Source organism: Clostridium sp. CTA-5 (assembly GCF_054768135.1).
In genome coordinates, this window is record NZ_BAAAAT010000001.1 from 498276 (window position 1) to 519015 (window position 20740).

The 20740-nt window shown below is 27.7% G+C and carries 16 protein-coding genes and 1 other annotated feature; of the genes, 13 read left to right on the top strand and 3 right to left on the bottom strand.

Features of this window, described 5'->3' with window-relative positions:
* The first annotated feature begins 150 nt into the window (after positions 1-150).
* The 3 genes from ACYUET_RS02210 to ACYUET_RS02220 all read left to right on the top strand — a co-directional run bounded on the left by ACYUET_RS02210 (position 151) and on the right by ACYUET_RS02220 (position 4372).
* A complete protein-coding gene (locus ACYUET_RS02210) occupies positions 151-1332 on the top strand; it encodes a NupC/NupG family nucleoside CNT transporter (protein ID WP_460277565.1) in 1182 nt (393 codons plus the stop codon).
* A gap of 291 nt (positions 1333-1623) precedes the next feature.
* Positions 1624-2577, top strand: a complete 954-nt coding sequence (locus ACYUET_RS02215; RefSeq protein WP_460277566.1) for an L-lactate dehydrogenase — start codon at positions 1624-1626, stop codon at positions 2575-2577.
* A 94-nt stretch (positions 2578-2671) separates the two neighbouring features.
* Positions 2672-4372, top strand: coding sequence for a WD40/YVTN/BNR-like repeat-containing protein (locus ACYUET_RS02220; RefSeq protein WP_460277568.1), 1701 nt, complete (start codon positions 2672-2674; stop codon positions 4370-4372).
* 245 nt (positions 4373-4617) lie between these two features.
* Here ACYUET_RS02220 and ACYUET_RS02225 read toward each other — a convergent pair whose 3' ends face one another.
* On the bottom strand, positions 4618-5484 hold the full coding sequence (locus ACYUET_RS02225) for a LysR family transcriptional regulator (protein ID WP_460277569.1): 867 nt from the start codon (positions 5482-5484) through the stop codon (positions 4618-4620).
* 299 nt (positions 5485-5783) lie between these two features.
* Here ACYUET_RS02225 and ACYUET_RS02230 point away from each other — a divergent pair, with 299 nt between their 5' ends.
* The 3 genes from ACYUET_RS02230 to ACYUET_RS02240 all read left to right on the top strand — a co-directional run bounded on the left by ACYUET_RS02230 (position 5784) and on the right by ACYUET_RS02240 (position 11005).
* Positions 5784-7517 carry an ABC transporter ATP-binding protein gene (locus tag ACYUET_RS02230; protein WP_460277571.1) on the top strand — a complete coding sequence of 578 codons (1734 nt, stop codon included), beginning with the start codon at positions 5784-5786 and terminating at the stop codon, positions 7515-7517.
* On the top strand, positions 7518-9257 hold the full coding sequence (locus ACYUET_RS02235) for an ABC transporter ATP-binding protein (protein WP_460277572.1): 1740 nt from the start codon (positions 7518-7520) through the stop codon (positions 9255-9257).
* Between the two features lie 242 nt (positions 9258-9499).
* Complete coding sequence (locus ACYUET_RS02240; protein ID WP_460277574.1) at positions 9500-11005, top strand: leucine-rich repeat protein; 1506 nt, start codon at positions 9500-9502, stop codon at positions 11003-11005.
* Between the two features lie 131 nt (positions 11006-11136).
* Here ACYUET_RS02240 and asnB read toward each other — a convergent pair whose 3' ends face one another.
* Positions 11137-12726, bottom strand: a complete 1590-nt coding sequence (gene asnB, locus ACYUET_RS02245) for an asparagine synthase B (protein WP_460277575.1) — start codon at positions 12724-12726, stop codon at positions 11137-11139.
* A gap of 47 nt (positions 12727-12773) precedes the next feature.
* Positions 12774-13046, bottom strand: a binding site (T-box leader).
* Between the two features lie 257 nt (positions 13047-13303).
* Here asnB and ACYUET_RS02250 point away from each other — a divergent pair.
* The 6 genes from ACYUET_RS02250 (at position 13304) to ACYUET_RS02275 (ending at position 17922) form a co-directional block, all read left to right on the top strand.
* Entirely contained in the window at positions 13304-14089 is a 786-nt protein-coding gene (locus ACYUET_RS02250; RefSeq protein ID WP_460277577.1) for an ABC transporter ATP-binding protein, read from the top strand.
* Between the two features lie 2 nt (positions 14090-14091).
* Complete coding sequence (locus ACYUET_RS02255) at positions 14092-15750, top strand: hypothetical protein (RefSeq protein ID WP_460277578.1); 1659 nt, start codon at positions 14092-14094, stop codon at positions 15748-15750.
* 401 nt (positions 15751-16151) lie between these two features.
* On the top strand, positions 16152-16664 hold the full coding sequence (locus tag ACYUET_RS02260) for an RNA polymerase sigma factor (protein ID WP_460278232.1): 513 nt from the start codon (positions 16152-16154) through the stop codon (positions 16662-16664).
* On the top strand, positions 16661-17119 hold the full coding sequence (locus tag ACYUET_RS02265; protein WP_460277579.1) for a hypothetical protein: 459 nt from the start codon (positions 16661-16663) through the stop codon (positions 17117-17119). The genes ACYUET_RS02260 and ACYUET_RS02265 overlap by 4 nt, the downstream gene beginning before the upstream one ends.
* Positions 17100-17624 carry a hypothetical protein gene (locus ACYUET_RS02270; protein ID WP_460277580.1) on the top strand — a complete coding sequence of 175 codons (525 nt, stop codon included), beginning with the start codon at positions 17100-17102 and terminating at the stop codon, positions 17622-17624. Before ACYUET_RS02265 ends, ACYUET_RS02270 begins: the two co-directional genes overlap by 20 nt.
* On the top strand, positions 17617-17922 hold the full coding sequence (locus tag ACYUET_RS02275; RefSeq protein WP_460277582.1) for a LiaF transmembrane domain-containing protein: 306 nt from the start codon (positions 17617-17619) through the stop codon (positions 17920-17922). Before ACYUET_RS02270 ends, ACYUET_RS02275 begins: the two co-directional genes overlap by 8 nt.
* Before the next feature lie 201 nt (positions 17923-18123).
* On the opposite strand, the gene ACYUET_RS02280 is transcribed toward ACYUET_RS02275, so the two are convergent.
* Positions 18124-19014: an AraC family transcriptional regulator gene (locus ACYUET_RS02280; RefSeq protein WP_460277583.1), complete on the bottom strand. Its 891-nt coding sequence runs from the start codon at positions 19012-19014 to the stop codon at positions 18124-18126.
* Between the two features lie 172 nt (positions 19015-19186).
* Here ACYUET_RS02280 and ACYUET_RS02285 point away from each other — a divergent pair, with 172 nt between their 5' ends.
* Positions 19187-20572, top strand: coding sequence for an MFS transporter (locus ACYUET_RS02285; RefSeq protein WP_460277584.1), 1386 nt, complete (start codon positions 19187-19189; stop codon positions 20570-20572).
* The last annotated feature ends 168 nt before the right edge of the window (positions 20573-20740 follow it).

The window sequence follows — 20740 nt, forward strand, 5'->3', positions numbered from 1 at the left end:
AATTTGTATTATTTTAAGCTTATAAAATATAATTAGAAATTTGGAGTAAAGGTTATTATAAAAACAATTTACTAAAAAGAAAAGTGTTTTATTGTATAAGATATATAACATCATAATTTAAACTTATCGTATTCAAGAAGGAGCATAGAAATGAAATATATTATTGGAATAATTGGATTAATTATTGTTTTAGCACTTGCGTGGATTGGAAGTAGTGATAAGAAAAATGTAAAATATAAGCCTATCATTACAATGCTTATCCTACAATTCATACTTGGGTTTGTTTTATTAAATACTGGAGTAGGAAATTATTTAGTAGGTGGTATAGCCCGTGGTTTTGAAGAATTACTTAAATGTGCAGCAGAAGGTGTAAATTTTGTATATGGTGGATTAGTTAATGAAAGTCAGTTTTCATTTTTTATTAGTGTTCTTCTACCAATAGTCTTTATTTCTGCATTGATAGGTATTTTACAATATTTAAAAATACTTCCGATTGTAGTAAAGTACATAGGTGTTGTTTTAAGTAAGATTAATGGCATGGGTAAATTAGAATCTTATAATGCAGTAGCTTCAGCTATTCTTGGTCAATCTGAAGTATTTATTTCAGTAAAGAAGCAACTTGCTTTATTACCAAAACATAGATTATATACTCTTTGTGCATCAGCTATGTCAACAGTATCTATGTCTATAGTTGGTTCTTACATGGTTCTTTTAGAACCTAGATATGTTGTAACAGCAATTGTTTTAAATTTATTTGGTGGATTTATTATAGCTTCAATTATAAATCCATATACTGTAACAGAAGAAGAAGATATTTTAGTAGTTCAAGAAGAAAAGAAACAAACGTTTTTTGAAGTTCTTGGTGAATATATTATGGATGGATTTAAAGTAGCTGTTATTGTTGGGGCTATGTTAGTTGGATTTATAGCAATAATTGCTATGATCAATATGCTGTTTAAAGGGATTTTTGGAATAAGTTTCCAAGAAGCACTTGGATATGTATTCTCTCCATTTGCATTTTTAATGGGTATACCTTTAAATGAATCAGTACAAGCTGCAAGTGTAATGGCAACTAAATTAGTATCTAATGAATTTGTTGCAATGAATTTATTATTAAGTGGAAGTATACATTTATCACCAAGATCAATAGGTATTGTTTCTACATTCTTAGTTTCTTTTGCAAATTTCTCATCAATAGGGATTCTTTCAGGAGCAGTAAAAGGACTTCATGAAGAACAAGGAAACGTGGTTGCACGTTTTGGACTAAAACTATTATATGGTGCAACATTAGTAAGTGTACTAACAGCAACTATTGTTGGATTAATTATATAAGGCACAACTCAAAAAATAACTAAAAGACATGTTTTAGAGAATATAGTATAGTAGTAAAATATTAATAAATAATGAATTTTAGAGGTGACAATTCGCCTTAAAGCATAAACCCTACAACAATACTAATATAAGTATTGTTGTAGGGTATTTTAGTTTGTAGAGATTTATAAAATAATTGGAAATGTATATTTTATGTGGTATATTTATCTAATAATAGTAAAAATAACTTACATAATATTAATGGTGAGAATTAAATATTTGTATGTGTACATTTATGAGGAGGGATTAAAAATGAGTATAAAAACTAGAAAAATAGTAATAGTAGGGAGCGGAAATGTAGGTTCACATTGTGCATTTTCACTAGCAATACAAGGTATATGTGATGAAATTATAATGATTGATAAAATAGACAAGAAGGCAAATGCAGAAGCAGTTGATTTAAGTGATACAGTTTCATATTTACCTCATTATGTAAAAAGTGAAAAAGGAACTTTTAAAGATTGTAAAGACGCAGATATTATAGTAGTAAGTCTTGGAATTCCACCACATGATAATAAATCACGTTTAGATTATTTAGAAGGCACAATAAAAGAAGTTGATACTATAATAGATCCAATATTAGAATCAGGATTTGATGGTATATTTATAGTTATATCAAATCCAGTAGATGTAATAGCTCATTATATATGGAAGAAAACAGGCTTCTCTAAAAATAAAGTGTTTGGAACTGGGACAACTCTAGATTCATCAAGACTTAGAAGAATACTATCAGATGAAACAGGAATAGATCAAAAATCTATACAAGCATATTGTATGGGGGAACATGGAGATTCACAAATGGTTCCATGGTCACATGTATATTTTGGAGGGAAATCATTATTTGATTTAATGAAAGAAAAACCAGAAACTTATGGAAAACTTGATTTAGATGAGCTAACACATAGAACTGCAAATGCAGCATACGAGATAATAGCTGGAAAGGGATGCACAGAGTTTGGAATAGGTGTAGGTTTAAGTGAAATAGTTAAAGCAATACTTCATGATGAAAAGAGAATACTTCCTGCATCTACATTATTAGAAGGACACTATGGACAAGAAAATGTTTTTGCAAGTATACCTGTTATATTAGGTAAAAATGGAGTAGAAGAAATTGTTGAAATAAACTTAACTGAAAAGGAAAAATCACAATTTAATCATACATGTAGAATTTTAAAAGAATATATAGAGAAAGCCAATACGCTTTAAACTACTGCCATTAGATACATTTGTAAAGTTTTATTTGTAAATTTGCCGTATAATTTAAATATGTTAATAAAAAAGAAGTGTTAAGGAGAGTTAAATGAAAAAATATAAGAAAATTATACGAAGACGATTGCTTCTATCGATGATGCGTAATCCAATATTTATAATTGTATATGGGATTTCATTTTATGAATTATATACTTTATGTAAATATGGAAGACTACATAATAATATTATTATATTACTTGTTTGCATGTTATTTTTTTTAGTTTGGATTGCAATTTTAATTATTAGAATTATGAAAAAACCTATAATTGCACCACAACAGAATATAGATGAATATGAGTTTTATGAGAGCGGCATAAAAGTTTTACATAGTGAAGAATTAAGAATTAATTTTCAAGATATAAAGTCATTTAAGGTAAATAAAAAATATAGTTTTATTTTGCTTAAAAACAAAGAGATATTGATTCTAAATATGATAAATAAGCCACAGAATGAGATTAATATAATGAAAAATACTTTTTTGAAATCTGGTGTAAAATGTAATTCGTTTTATAAAGTTGTATGGAATTATATAGCGATAATAATTATAATTCTTATAACATTATTTTATGGAGCAAAAATATATGAAAGTGCAATAAATTATAATGGAAAACTTTCATGGTTTTTAAATGATTTTCAGAATAAAAAAACTGTAAATTTTGATCATAACAATATATATGAAAGTGGAATAGAAGGTATTTTTACAGACATTAATAAAAAAATTCATATGCCTAAAGATTTATATGTTTCTAATAATTTTAGTCTTACTTTTGACTCTAATGGGATAATTACATCTTTTGATGCATATCTATACGGAAAAGAGGAGAAAGGTAAGCTAGAGAGTTATCTAATTACTTATGATATGAATAAATCAAAGAATATAATAATAAATTTAAATGGTTATGTGAATGGAGATTATAATGAAGATAAACGAATAGAACCATTAATTAACACAACAAAGGTGATTCCACTTAAGGAAACAGTGAGTAAATGGAATGAAAATAAGTATGGCATACTTTATTATGGTAAACGAAGCTTTGGATATAATACAGATGGAATTGTTTATGTTAATCAAGATGGGGATATAAAGCAAGCTTCGAATGCTTCTTCAGAAATAATAGGATATTCTGTTTCTGTATTCGTACCAGGTAAAGAAAATGCATATACTCCTGTTCGATATATTTTTTCAGAAGATTTAAATAATATTAAATCATCAGATCCTTTAAAAGTAAATGAAAGTGAAAAAATTTCTAGAAAATCAAATAATGGTACAGATGAATTTTATTTATCAGATAAAGTTGGTTATCGTTTAGAAGTAACTGGAGCAGCAGCAGGAAGTAGATCTTATTCATTAAATGGTACTGTTGATGGTGGAGTTACATGGAATATTATAAATGAAGATCCATTTCAAGGGGGAATTGGAGTAGCATCAGGAATAACTTTTTTGAATGAAAAGCTTGGATTTTTATGCTTATCTCATAGCGGTGGCAGTAATGGAGAGTTATATAGAACAGAGGATGGAGGTTTATCTTATAAAAAAGTAGATTTCCAAAGTATAAAAATACCATTAAATAATGGAGAAAGTTATAATCCTTTTGATTTACCAGAAATGCCTTATAAGGAAGATGGAAAGCTTAATATTTTAATTGAGCAAGGTTCTGATGGAGATTACAATGGAGGATGCAAAGCATTGTATGAATCAAACGATGAAGGGAAAACATGGGTGTATATAAAAGAAGTTAATGGAGAGTAAGAATAAGTTTAGATTTATTAATATATATTTTTAAGCAGATTTTAAAGGTAGTACTTTGTTTATATTATAAAATTTGTGGCCGTCTGTATATAGCTTAAATAGCTGATTACAGACGGTCATAAATTTTATTGTCGTGATTAGTTTTAATAAAAATATACTATAATTAAAGTTAATATACCTAAAGTCATATTTTCAAAAAAATTAATGTATTATAGTTGAATGATTATAATTTTAGATAGGAAATTTTATGTATCTGAGAAAATGTTTAAAAAATTTTTCCCAGCAGATGAAAGATAACCTGTTTTAGACCATATTATAGCTATTTGAGTTGATAATTCTTCATTATCAATTTCTTTAAAAATTATATCTGAAGAGCCTATTAATTTTATTGCGGATTTTGGGACTATAGCGATTCCAAGTCCAGAATTTGCCCAAAGCAGAGAAGTTCGTGCATCATCATTTTTACAAAATACAGTTGGTTGAAAATTAGAATCCTCACATACTTTAAATATGAGCCTTTCAAATCTTCTATAAAATATTAATGGTTTATTTTTTAATTCTGTAATGTCAATAATTTTCCTATTAGTCCAACTTAAATCTTTTACCATTGCTGCAACCATAGGTTCTTTTTGCAATAAAACTGAATTTATTCCAGAGTTATTAAAAGGGGTTCTGACAATGGCCATTTCAATTATACCTTTATTTAATGCTTCTAATAGTTCATATGTGTTTCCTTCATGAATTTCAAAATTTATAAATGGGTATTTATCATGAAATATACTTAGTCTGCTATCTAAAAGTGATGCACCAGATGAAGATACAGTGCCTATAGATAGAGTTCCATGTATTCCTTGTTTAAAATCTTTTAATTCATCCTCAGTAGATTTTGTTAAAGATAATATCTGTTTAGCACGTTTATAAAGAATAACTCCTGCATCGGTTAATTTAATGTTGCGATTTCCTCTTTCAACAAGTTTTACACCTAACTCATTTTCCAAGCTTTTTAGTTGATAGCTTAAAGGAGGTTGGGCAATATGGAGCTTTTTAGCAGCACTTGTTATTTGGCCTTCTTCTGCAATTACATAGAAATATTTTAATTGTTTAATATCCATTCTATTCACCTTCTGATATATAAAAATTGTATGGGACTTATATATATTATGTATTTTTTATATATATTTGTTTTTGATATAATGATAAAGGAATTTTGGACAATATTCAACAATACACTAAGGTACAAGCAAAAAAATAATAGATTATAGTATGATAGTTTATTTCGAATAATACTGCATCATCAAATGTTATTAATAGGCCGTTATGAGAAGAATTTATTTTCTTGTTTGACACGAAATATGTATTATATATTTGGTTTATTATTTTCTTTCATGTGCTTACGAATGGAGGGCAAACTTTGAATAATTTATTGAAATTCATAAAGCCTTATAAAAAACAAGTTATATTAGGGCCTATATTTAAATTGTTAGAGGCAATTTTCGAAATATCAATACCTACAATAATGGTGCTTATAACTGATAAAGGTATAGGAATAAAAAATATTAATTATATAATTGAAATAGGTTTAATCATGCTTTTAATGGCGGTTTGTGGAGTATTAGCATCTTTTACATGTCAGTATTTTGCTTCTATTTCTTCACAGGGATTTGGAACGGCACTTAGAAATGAGTTGTTTAAAAAGATAGGAACTTTTTCATATAATGAGATCGATAATTTTGGAACATCATCTCTTATTAATCGTGTAACAAATGATGTAAATCAACTTCAACTTGCACTTGCATTATTTATTAGACTTGCCATAAGAGTTCCATTTTTGTGCATAGGCGGAATTATAATGGCAATGTTACTTGATGTTAAATTATCTTTAATAATGTATTTATCAATTCCATTTTTTATTTTTGCAATATATATTATTATGAGTAACTCTCTTCCTCTTTATAAAGTGGTTCAGAAAAAACTTGATAAATTAGCACTTATATTAAGAGAAAATTTATCTGGGGTAAGGGTTATAAGAGCATTTTCAAGAGTAGAAAGTGAAAAAATACGATTTAAAGAATCAAACGAAAATCTTGCAAGTACTGCAATTAAGGTAGGAAAAATATCAGCATTTATGAATCCAGTTACAAGTATAATAATGAATTTTGCACTTATGGCAGTAATTTGGTTTGGAGGAATAAGAGTAAACATAGGAGAAATGACAACAGGAAAGGTGATAGCATATATAAACTATATAAATCTAGTTTTATCAGCTCTTATAGTGCTTGCCACTCTTATAGTTACATTTACTAAAGCAGCGGCTAGTGTATCTCGTGTAAATGAAGTATTTAATACAGAGCCAAGTATTAATTATAATGGAAATTGTAGTTTTAGTAAAAATTATGATAGGGATATTTCAATACTTAAATTTGATAACGTATCTTTTTCTTATAATGATTCTAAGGAAGATGCTATAAGTGATATATCTTTTGAAATAAAAAGAGGACAAATGGTTGGAATAATAGGTGGTACAGGTTCAGGAAAAACTACCTTAATCAATTTAATACCTAGATTATATGATACAGGTAAAGGTAACATATTTATAAATGAAATAAATATTAAAGATTATAATAAAAAAGAACTTGAAAATAATATTGGATTAGTTCCTCAAAAAGCTGTTTTATTTTCTGGTACTGTATCAGAAAATATAAGATGGGGATCTCAAAATGCAACTATGAGTGAAGTTAAGAAGGCAGCTGAAATTGGAATGGCATCAGATTTTATAGAAAAAATGCCTGAAAAGTATGATACATATATTTCTCAAGGGGGAGTTAATCTTTCAGGAGGGCAAAAACAAAGACTTACTATAGCAAGAGCTTTAATAAAAAAACCAGAAATATTAATTATGGATGACAGTTTAAGTGCTCTTGATTATGCCACAGATGCAGCACTTAGAAAGGTTATTAAAGAAAATTTTAAAGACACAACTGTAATTATGGTTACTCAAAGAATAAGCACTATAAAAAATGCTGATTTAATAATTGTATTAGATGATGGAAAAATTGCAGGAGTTGGAACGCATGAAGAATTAGTTAAAGAGTCAAGTGTTTATAAAGAAATATGTAGTTCTCAAATTACAAAGGAGGCTATATAAATGAAAAAAAGTACAGTTTCTAGATTATTAGGTTATGTTTCAAAATATAAAGGTTATATGTTTGCTTCTTTAATATTTGCACTTATAAGTAATATCCTTATTGTATTTATACCATTAATAATTGGAAAAGCTATTGATAAAATAATTTCTAAAGGTGAGGTTGACTTTGATAGTTTAATTAAGAAAATCATATTACTTGGAGTAATTTATTTAATAAGTGCATTATTTACATGGCTTTTTAATGCAGTTGCTAATATGGTAGCTTATAACACTGTAAAAGATCTTAGAAATGAAGCATTAAATAAAATAAATACTCTACCTTTAAAATATTTTGATAGAAATCCTCATGGAGATATTATAAGTAGACTTACAAATGATATGGATAATATTTCAGATGGATTATTTCAAGCTATAACGCAATTCTATCCAGGTATTATAACTATATTAAGTTCAATTATTTTAATGATAATTTTAAGTTTTAAATTAACTGTTGTAATAGTCTTAATGACTCCACTATGTTTTCTTATTGCTTCCTTTATTACAAAAAGATCTACTAAAATGTTTAAAGAACAACAAAAAACTTTAGGAGAATTAAATGGATATATAGAAGAAATTATAGGAAATCAAAAGGTAGTACGACTTTTTGGATATGAAAAAAGAGCACAGGAAAGTTTTTCTGAAATTAATGGAAGACTTTATAAATGTGGACAACTTGCTCAATTTTATTCATCACTTACAAATCCATCTACAAGATTTGTAAATAATGTTACATATATTTTAGTGGGATTGATCGGAGGAATCTTTTCAGTTTTAAGTGGATTAAGTGTTGGTGTAATTTCAAGTTTTTTAACGTATTCAACTCAATTTTCGCAACCTATAAATAATATAACAAGTGTGGCTACTCAGCTTCAAGCTGCCTTTGCATCTTCTGAAAGAGTATTCTCAATTTTAGATGAAAAATCAGAGAAAACAGATTCTAAAGATAATGAAAATATAAAAAGATGTGAGGGAAATGTTAAGTTTGAAAATGTATCTTTTTCCTATAATAAGAAAGTACCACTTATAGAGGAATTTAGTGTTGATATAAAAAAAGGAAGTACTGTAGCTATTGTAGGGCCGACAGGTGCTGGAAAAACTACTCTGGTAAACTTACTTATGAGATTTTATGATTTGGATAAAGGTAAGATTACTATAGATGGTAAAGAAATAAATAATCTTACTAGAGATAGTCTTAGAAATCAATTTGGCATGGTACTTCAAGACACATGGCTTTTTGAAGGGACTATAAAGGAAAATATAGCTTATGGCAATCCAAATGCTACTTTAGAAGAAATTCAAAATGCAGCTAAATCAGCATATATTCATAGTTTTATAAAGAGACTTCCTGATGGCTATGAAACTATGATAACTGAATCTGGAGGAAATCTTTCAGAAGGTCAGAAGCAACTTTTAACTATAGCAAGGGTAATGCTTATAGATCCGCCAATACTTATATTAGATGAAGCAACAAGTAATGTTGATACGAGAACAGAACTGAAAATACAAAATGCTTTTCTTTCAATCATGAATGGACGTACAAGCTTTGTTATAGCTCATAGACTTTCAACCATACGTGATGCAGATATAATACTTGTTATGAATAATGGTAAAATTGTTGAAAGAGGAAAGCACGAAGAACTTGTAGATAAAGGTGGAATTTATACAGAACTTTATAATAGTCAATTTAAATATCAATTGTAGAAATAATAAGATTAAAAAATATATAGTTAGTGAATTTTAAAGATGGAGCTTTGACTATAATATTAAACCCATGAAAATCTAAAATATAGATTTTTGTGGGTTATTTTATTGAGCATAAGTTTAAGATTTTTATATAAAAAGTCTTGATATTTTTATGGGAAGTTGTATTATATATGGTGTTATTATCAATAAAAGTATTATAATGTTTTATATAATACTAATAAAACTTAGGAGGAATAATAATGTTAAAACGTAAAAAATATTTGGTAGGTTTATTGGTTGTGGCGCTTAGTATGAGTTTTGCAGACTCTAGTATGGTATTGGCTGCGAGTAATTCTACTTCAGATATAGTAGCGGAACAAAAAAATGGTACAGGAAAAACAGGCGTAGATGAAAATGATATTAAATGGTCCTATAAAGAATGTTCTGATGGAACAATATCTATTTGGCAAAATGATAACTTAAGTGGAGAAGTAGAGATTCCGAAAGAAATTGAAGGACATACTGTATCAGGAATAGAAGAAAATGGATTAAGAGAATCTACAGAGATTACTAGTGTAAAAATTCCAGATACCGTAAAACATATTGGGGAATTGGCTTTTTTTGGATGTACAAGCTTGAGAAATATTAAAATTCCATCAAGTATAACTGAAATAGATGTAGGTGCTTTTGAAAATACTTCATGGCTTACTAATAAAAGAAATTCAAATCCACTTGTAGTTGTAAATGGTATTTTAATAGATGGTAAAGATGCAGTTGGTGACATTGTGATTCCATCTAATGTAACAACTATAGCAGATGGTGCTTTTACTGTAATTGATATAGGTGGCTCTAGAAAATATCGATATGGCAATTATGAAAATATAACAAGTGTTGTGATTCCAGAGGGTGTAAAAAAGATAGGAAGTGGTGCTTTTTTAGGATGTTATAAGTTAAGTAGTATTACTATTCCCTCTACAGTAGACGAAATAGGAATTAGTGCATTTGTAGGTTGTAAACCAAGTAACGATACTATTTATATTCCAAACAGTGGAGTAAAAATAGGAGATAAAGCATTTAATCCAAATACAAAAGTTATTTTAGGAGCTTTAAATAATGGAAATGAAATATCTAGTAATACCTCAGATTTTACTTCAGGATGGAATTATAGAGGAAATGATAGGTATTATGTAAATTCAAGTGGAAAGCTACAAAATGGTTGGATGGATTTAGATGGCAAGAGATATTATTTTTATGGAAATGGGCAAATGGCAATTGGATTTATAAACTTAGGTAATAACTCATTTTATTATTTAGATCCTACAGTTGGAAATAACATGGGTAATTTAGTTACGGGCTGGCATAAAGTGGAAGGATCTTGGTACTATTTTAATTTAAATGGTAAGACAGGAAAAGAAAAAGGATATATGCAAACAGGATGGTTTTATAATAATGGAAGCTGGTATTACTTCTATGGAAATGGTCAAATGGCAACTGGTTTTATAAATCTTGGTGGAGATGCTTATTATTATTTAGATGAAAGTAGTAGTAGCAGTATTGGGATTATGAAAACAGGATGGCAAAAAATTAATGGTTCTTGGTATTACTTTAATACGAGTTCAAGTGAAGGTATAGTAGGAATGATGAAAAAAGGTTGGCAAAACATTGATGGAAGTTGGTATTACTTCTATAGTGAAGATGGTACAATGGCACATGATACATGGGTAAATGGATGGTATCTTAATTCTTCTGGTGCATGGGTTAAGTAATAGATAAAAATAAAAAGCACTTTAGAAATATACTTTTACATATGTTTCTAAAGTGCACTTGTTTTATTATGATATAAGTTACTTGTATATTTTTGCTGATTTTTTTAATAAATCAACTTAGATTTTCTTAATTATTTACCACTGTTACCGTAATTTGATAATACTCTAGCACTAGGATCATTTACATTACAGCCTTCCCATTCTTTATTTGGCATCCAATAATCTATTACCATTTCTGCTTGTTTTGGATAGTGTTTTTCAAATATTTCTCTATATAATAGAGATTCTTTTGTGAATGGTTTAGCATGATATTTATACTTTTCACATAGTTTTTCAAATTCTTCGTCAGAATAGCATTTTTCTGCATATTCTTTTAAATGATCTACCATAGAGTGTCCTACAGCATCACTGAATGCTGCTTTATCACGATATAAAATACTATTTGGAAGATAATCGCCTTCAAATGCATGTCTTAAAAGGTATTTACCCATGTTATATTTATTTAATTTCTTTTCAGGATCTATTGCCATAACATATTTTACAAAATCTAAATCTCCAAATGGCACCCTTGCTTCTAAAGAATTTGAGCTGATACAACGGTCAGCACGAAGTACATCATACATATAAAGTTCTTTTACTCTTTTTTGTGATTCTTTTTGGAATTCATCTGCGTTTGGAGCAAAATCAGTATATTTATAGCCAAATAATTCATCAGAAATTTCACCTGTTAGAAGAACTTTTACATCAGAAATTTCATGTATTTTTTTGCAAAGTAAGTACATTCCCATACTTGCTCTTATTGTTGTAATATCAAAAGTTCCAAGAAGTTTAATAACTTCATCAAGTGATTCAAGAACCTCTTCTTTTGTCATATAAACAGCAGTGTGATCACTACCAATGTAATCCGCAACTTCTTTTGCGTATTTTAAGTCAATTGCATCCTCAGTCATACCTATGCAGAATGTTTTAATTTTCTTTCCAGGATGTAATTTTTGAGCAACTGAACATACTAACGAACTATCTAATCCACCACTTAATAAGAAACCTACAGGAGCATCAGCATCCATACGTTTTTCTATAGCAGCTACTAATTTGTCATGAATATTTTTACAAATAACTTCTAAATCGTCTTTGCAATATTCACCTTTTACTGCTGCTATATCACAATAGCATGTAAATTTACCATCAGCATAATAGTGTCCTGGTGGAAATGCCATTATCTTGTCTGTAAGACCAACTAAATTTTTTGCTTCACTTGCAAACATGATTTTTCCTGATTCAGAATATCCATAAAATAGAGGACGAATTCCAAATGGATCTCTTGCTGCAATGAAACTATCCTTTTCTCCATCATAGATAACAGTTGCAAACTCTGCATCTAATTTTGCAAACATATCTAATCCATATTCATAATACATAGGAATTAATACTTCACAATCACTATCTGAGATAAACTTATGTCCTTTTTCTATTAAGTCCTTTTTTAGTTCACGGAAACCATAAATTTCACCATTACAGATAGAAGCATCCATTTTTCTTGTGAATGGTTGCATTCCACTATAACTTAAGTCCATAATAGCAAGTCTTTGGAATCCTAAAATACCAGATGGTAAAGTAAGAATTTCAGTCATATCTGGTCCTCTTGACTCAGTTCTTTGTAATGCTTCAGCAAATTTTTCATGTTTCATGTCTGTTCCTGTATAACACATAATTGTACACATATTGGTATAACCCCCTTAGATATAAAAATAGCGTCAATTCATCTTAATCATAGGACGAATTGACGCTTATCCGCGGTGCCACCTAAATTACCATATAGGTCTCTTTTTTCCAGCTAATACTGGTATCCAAGTAACGTATGGAACACGGCGCACCTAATCTATTTTCTTCTGCGTCAAACCTGAGTTTAAATTACAGTCTATAAATATTTCAGCTTGCAACTCCGGAGTGTTATTCAAAAAAACTCTGCCACTGGGTTCACACTATCTCCAGCTCACTGTTGGTGAATATTTTTTTTACTTGTCTCCATCATAGCTTTTTCTCTTTGATGAATCTAATTTTATACTGTGTATATTTCTTTGTCAATATTTTTTCGTTTTAAATATAAGGGAATTTAAACAATTAAGTCGCATTATGTAAAAATTTATCTAAAAATTAAAATATCAGGTTTTATATTTAACGTTTTCATAAAACTATTTATTTACATTAAAACATTTATTTGGTACATTAACAATATATTTTATTTCTAAAATAAAATATTAAATTTGCACATTTTGTGCTTTTAAAGGGGCAAAAGTTATGGAAAGTTTAAAAAGTATAATATCAATTGAAAATTTAAAAATGAGTTATGGCGACAAGCAAGTACTTAATGGAATAAATTTAGAGATTCCTAGAGGACAAATAATAGGATATATAGGTACTAATGGCGCAGGTAAAAGTACAACTATAAAAATAATGCTTGGTATAATAGAAGGATATGAAGGAAAGGTAGAAATATTAGGACAAGATATAAGTGATGGAAATGTGGAATATAAGAAAAAAATAGGGTATGTTCCAGAACTTGCAGATATATATGAAAATTTAACTGCATTTGAGTATATAAGCTTTTTAGGTGGAGTATATGGGCTAGATCAAGAAAAATTTATTGAAAGAGCAGAGAAACTTATGGAATTATTTGAAATTAAAGGAGCTATGTATTCTAGGATATCTTCATATTCAAAAGGAATGAAGCAAAAGTTTCTTATAATATGCAGTTTAATTCATAATCCAGACATATTATTTTTTGATGAGCCTTTAAGTGGACTAGATGCTAATAGTGTAATGATATTTAAGGAAGTCATGAGTCATCTTGCTAGAGAAGGAAAGACTATATTTTATTCTTCACATATAATGGATGTTGTTGAAAAAATAAGTGATAGAATTGTACTTGTTAATAATGGGAAAATAGCTGCAGATGGAAGTTTTGAGGAACTTAAAAATAGCAAAAAAGAAAGTTCTTTAGAAGAAATATTTAATCAATTAACAGGTTTTAATGAACATGAGAATATTGCTAAGAAATTTGTTTCTTTAGTTGAAGAGGTATAGAGATGAAAGAATTTAAAATATTAAAGTTGTTAGATAAGTTTGAAATATTATATAAGAAGTTGGGTGTTAATTATGATATTATGAGAATGATTTTACAAATAAAATTAACTATGGATGGACGTAGAGTAAGTACTGCTTTGACAAATAATAAAAAATCTGTTGAAGATGAGGATAAGAATAATTATGTGCGTCTTCTTATGTTTAATGGATTTTTAAGTATTTTTCTTGGATTAATAATGATAAATGATATATCAGCTTTGCAAAATATAAATATTATTGTAGGCGTAAATTTATTTATGATAGTATCGCTTATGATATCAGATTTTTCATCAGTTTTATTAGATGTAACAGAAAAAAATATATTATTACCAAAGCCTATAGATAGCAAAACTTTTAATGCTGCCAAGCTTACTCATATATGTATATATATAATGGGGATTTCTTTATCTTTAAATTTAATTCCGTTAATTATTGGAACAGTAAAATATGGAGTGATATTTTCTCCAATATTTATTATAGAAAATATATTATTAGCTTTAATAGTTATAGTAATAACGGCATTTCTATATACTTTAGTTTTAAAGTTTTTTGATGGAGAGAAATTAAAGGATATAATAAACTATTTTCAGATATTTTTAGCATTTTTATTTACTTTTGGTTATCAGTTATTTAATAAAATTTTTACTATTGAAGGTATTAAAACTTGCTACGTTCCTAAGTTTTGGCATGGATTACTTCCATCTATGTGGTTTGCAGCTCCATTTGGAATATTAATAGATAGAGATAAAAATTCTTTTTTAATATTTTTATCTATAATGGCTATATTAGGTCCAGTTATATTGATTATGTTTTATGTTACAAAAGTAGTACCTTATTTTGAAAATAATCTTCAAAAATTAAATAATAATGGAGGAGTTATAAGTCGTGGAAATGAAAAAAGAACAGAGTTTACAGCAGCATTGATTTGCAGAGACAAAATTGAAAAGAGCATGTTTATATTTACTAAAAATATGCTAGCAACAGAGAGGAATTTTAAGCTTAAGGTATATCCTTCACTTGCAATGGCTGTATTTATGCCAGTTATATTTGTTTTTAGCGATAGAAAAAAAACATTTATTGAAACTATTCAAACAAGCTATGATGGGAAATTACATTTATTAATGTATATAACTGTATTAATGTTATGTTTTTGTACTGCTTATATAAATAATAGTGATAGTTATAAAGGTGCATTTATATATAAGGTATTACCAATAAAAGATCCAGGGGTAATAATGAAGGGGGCAATAAAAGGAACTTTATTTAATTTAGTTATTCCAATTTATTTATTAGTGGCTGTAGTATTTTTAATATTAAAAGGACCATCAATAATTATGGACTTAATTGTAATGTTTTTAGTTCTTTTAGTATCAGCCTTACTGTATTTTAAACTATCAAATAAAAGAATGCCTTTTAGTGTAAAATTTGCTACAGTTGATAGTGGCAAGCTTATAGCTCCAGGGGTACTGACCTTTATGCTTATTGGAATGTTTGCTTTAATACATGTATTAATTAGAAATAATATTTTATTTGTTGGAATATTTGCATTTGTTCTTTTTATAGTTAATATAATTCTTTGGAAAATAAGCTTTAAGATAAGTTGGAAAGATGTAGAAATGTAAGAATAACTATAGGTTATGATATATATGTTGCAAATTTAAATATTAAACAAAAGAGTATTTAGTTATTTGATTTATTAAATAATTATTATTGAAATATATATGTATATTATTTAATAAATTAATATTATATTTGAGAAGGTCACATTTAATGTGGCCTTTTTCTATAATAAAGTTTTATATTAATTATAAAGAATGTTCATTGAAATGTATTATTTCTGGATGCAATAAATTAAAAAAGATATGGATATTTATAGTTCGATTTTGAATTAAATAGACGGATAATCTAACTACTAATAGCTTTATTTTTTAGTAATTTTAAAATTTTTATTATAATTATGAAAAATATTGAAGTGTTTTTTATTTTTGAATCGTTATATTAAGTGTAAGGATAAAATGAGGTGGTGATATTTATTGAAAAAGAAGATTTTACAAATTGTATAAAACAATATAAACGTTTAATTATCACTATTTGTCTATCTTTTACTAAAAATTATTTTGATGCTGAAGACTTGGCACAGCAAACTTTTTTATCTGCATATCAAAACTATGAAAGTTTTGATGGTAATAATTTTAAGGCTTGGCTTACAACAATCGCTGCAAATAAGTGCAAGGATTATCTTAAAAGTAAAGTAAGAACAAATATTAGTTTATCAGAAGAAGGATATGAGGATTTGGAAGATAAGGGAGATTCACCAGAGGAAACGGTAGTAAAAAAGAACACTCTGGAAAGAATTCAAAGCGTATGTAATAAGTTAAAAGAGCCTTATAAGACTGTAGCTATAAGCTATTTTTGTAAAGATATTAAACTTTCACATTTAGCAAAGGAAACTGGTAAAAGCATAAAAACTTTAGAAACACAACTTTATAGGTCAAAAAAATTATTAAAGGATTTATGGAAGGAGGAGTTTATGTGAAGCATGCATTATTTAATAAAGAGGGACATTTGACTGAGGAGATATTAAACGAACTTAAATTTGGCACTTTAACTGATGAAGAAATGATCCCTATATTGGATCATATTAGTGACTGTCAAAAGTGTGCATGTGCATTTGCAGACAATTTTAAAGATGATGAACTTGCAGAAGCTCCTTTAGGTTTTCAAGAGAAAGTAGAAATAAAGATAAAAGCTAAAAAACAAAGTGGTGTTCAGTTTGGTTTTTATTGTACTAAAGTTGTAGTTGCTGCTAGTATAGCATTAATGATACTTTTCTCAAATGGATTAAATATTATGGCTAGTTCATTTGAAAACTCAAATTCTATTAAGCCACTGGATTTAAGTATTTTAAATTCAGTTAATTCAACACTTAGTAGCTTTTCTGAAAAAATAATTAATTTGGAGGTTTTTAATAATGGTAAAGAGAAAAGGTAAATTTTTAACTTTTATTTTTTCAATGTTGCCTGGTGCAGGGCATATGTATATGGGATTTATGAAGATAGGGCTATCTTTTATGTCCATGTTTTTCTTTTTAATATTTCTTTCTTCTTGGATTGGTATAGGAGAATTATTATTTATATTACCACTTATTTGGTTCTATTCAGTTTTTGATTGTGCAAATAAAGCAAGTTTAAATGATAATGAACTTTTACTTGTAGAAGATAAGTATCTATTTTCTATTGATAAATTAGTAACATTAGATAAAAATATATTTGAAAAACGTAGACTTGTTATAGGTATAGTATTATTATTTTTAGGTATTTATTTAGTGACTAATAATATAATGAATGTCCTAGAACGATATATTCCCTATGAAATTTATGGTGTTATATATTATTCTATAAAACAAGTTCCACAAGTAATTATAGGAATAGCAATAGTTGCTCTTGGTGTAAAACTTATTATGGGAAAGAAAAAGGAGCGTGAAATTGATGCTTAAGGGACGTAGAGTAGGAACATTAACTGCAGGAATTGTTTTAGTTACGTTTGGAGTAATGTTTTTGCTTAGATTAGTTAACACTGCTATTAATATTTCTTTAATAGCATCCCTTTGGCCTGTTATATTAGTACTTTTAGGAATAGAAATTATTCTATCCTACATAATAAATAAAGAAGAAAAAATGAAATATGATTTTGGTGCAATAATATTAATTGTTATTTTAGCATTCTTTGCTATGGGGATGGGGATAACAGAATTTATAATAACTCATTTAGAAGAGTTTAAAGTAATAATTTAATTAAAGAAATGGTATAGGTTAATTTAGTTTATTATAATAAATTTTGAGTTTGACACAAATATTTATCTAATTTAATTAAAGGAATACCTAGAGCAAGAAGAGCTTTGAGTATTCCTTTTTCTATTAATGGTACTATGAATATATAGAATTACTTTCTAATGATGAGATTTTAGATGATAATTATTTATGATAGTATAGATTTTATCTAGTTAGTATATTTCTAAACTCAGAAGGACTCATTCCACTCCATAATTTAAATTGACGGCTAAAGTGAGAAACATTTCTATATCCAGTACGTTCACTTATTTCAGATAAAGTGATATTGGGTTGACCCAAGAGAATTTTGGCCTCATTAAATTTTAGCTGATTAAGATAACTTTTAGGGGAAATATTGTAGACAGATTTAAAATTTACTAATAAATATCCATTACTTATATTCAACTGGTTTGCTATATATTTCATTGTTAAAGTTTTTAACTTATCGTCAGACGGGTTTAGAGAAAATTGGCGAAAATTTTCTTTGATTTTTTCACTTATACAACGAGCATAATAAAGTGTGCTGTCATTACTTTTAATTTCTAACTTCTTTTTTGTTTCTGCATATTTAAGTAATTCTATAATCAATTCCATAAGTATAATTTCTACTTCCAATTTATTAATCAAAGAAGAAGTGTCAATATTCATATCTAATAAGTCAATCCATTTATTTATAACGTTTTTCAACTGAATGTATACTTTATTTTCTTCTGTAAAAATAAAGTTGCAATAACATATTAAATCATGATGAATTTGTGGCTCATCAATATCAAAATGAACACAAAAATAGGTCATGCCTTCTTCAGAAATACAAGTGTTTGTATGTCTGTAACCTGGAGGGATTAATATTATTTGATTTTTTTTAATTTTATATTCTTGTTGATTAGTCTCTGTTAATTGTTCTCCATCTAGAACTATTAAAATTTCAAATGCATGATGATATTCTTCTGAAACTGACCAACCTTTTTTTACGCTATGTTTATGTCCGCCGAAAAATCTAATGTTTGAATCCACGTAGGGTAATTTTTTCACTTTATTTAGCCAGCTTGTATTCATAATTTTCACTCCAATACATTTTAAAATGGTATAAAACGATTTGTTTATGATATAGATTCTACCATAAGTTAATTGTAAAATGAAAGTGCAATAAAGATAACGGTTACTTATTCTAAAGTGGTTAGCTTTATGTACAAGTATTTTATTTGAAAATTGGAAGGGGGGAATAAAGTTGGATTTAGAAATTACCAAGAACTATAATGAACAAAAGAAAGAAAAAATTAAATTTTATGAAAAATTTGGGTACGGATTAGGAGATTTTGCATGCAATTTGGTTTGGAATTCACTTAGTATGTTTATATTATATTTCTATACTGATGTAATGGGAATGACAGCAGCTATAATTAGTACATTAATGTTAGTAGTACGTATCATCGCCGGTTTTATGGATATTATTGCAGGTATTATGGTCGATAAAACAAAGACGAAGTACGGAAAAGCTCGACCATGGATTTTATGGATGGCAATTCCTTTTGGTATAAGCACAATACTACTTTTTTCTGTTCCTAATATAGGACAGACTGGAAAGTTAGTCTATATTGTTGGAACTTATGTGTTGTTAAATGTCATTTATACAGCTATTAATATTCCATACGGTGTATTAAATTCCTTGATGACTCAAGATCAATATGAAAGATCAGAAATCAATATTTATAGAATGTTTTGTTCAACATCTGGATCGCTTTGTGTAAGCGCCTTGGTTTTGCCTCTCGTATCTTTATTTGGAGGGGGACAACATGCATGGATTTTAACTTTCTGTGTATTTGGCATTATTGCTACAATTATGTTTTTTGTAACATTTAAAACAACAAAAGAAAGAGTTATTGCAGTAACCGAGGAAAAGTCAAAAAATATTTCATTTATGGATGGAATGAAAACGTTAATTAAAAATAAATATTGGATTATTATAGTCTTATTATTGGTTGTAGTATTTATGAGTATGGGAATTATGGGTGGAAGTATGATTTATTATGCCCAGTATATACTTAATGACAAAAATTTAGTTGGTGGGCTATCAATTGCACAAAATATCCCTACATTGATTGTGATGTTAATCATTGCTATGCCATTAATCAAAAAATATAGAAAACGAAATACTGCAATTTTGGGTTCATTTATTTTTATCTTAGGTTCGTTAATCGCTTTGATAGATTTAAAAAGTGTCACATTAATTTATGTGTCTATCATTGTTAAAGGGACTGGGAATGCTCTGGTTTTTGCTACTATTTTTGCTTTATTAGCAGACACAATCGAGTATGGGGAATGGAAAACAAATGTAAGGACTGAAGGGCTAATTTATAGTGCGGGAAACTTCGGATTAAAAATTGGTATGGGCTTGGGTACAGCTATAGTAGGTTGGTTATTAGCATTTAGTAATTATAATGGAGAAGCCATTGTTCAACCAGATACAGCTATAAGTGCTATTAACATATTGTTTACCTGGTTACCTATGATTTTAGCTGGTATACAAATTGTTTTACTTAAATTTTATAAACTAGATAAATTATATACAACCATTATTAGTGATTTACAAAAAAGGAAACAAATACAAGCGTAAAGATTATGAATTTTATACATTTAAAAATGATGAATCAAGGATTGCTAATATTGAATTTGAAGATAATGTATTTAAAGTTGAATTAGAAGGACATTCATTTAATACCATAGTTTTAAAATAATAAGTAAAATGAATAACAATATTTAAGGAAAGAATAATATTAAAAGG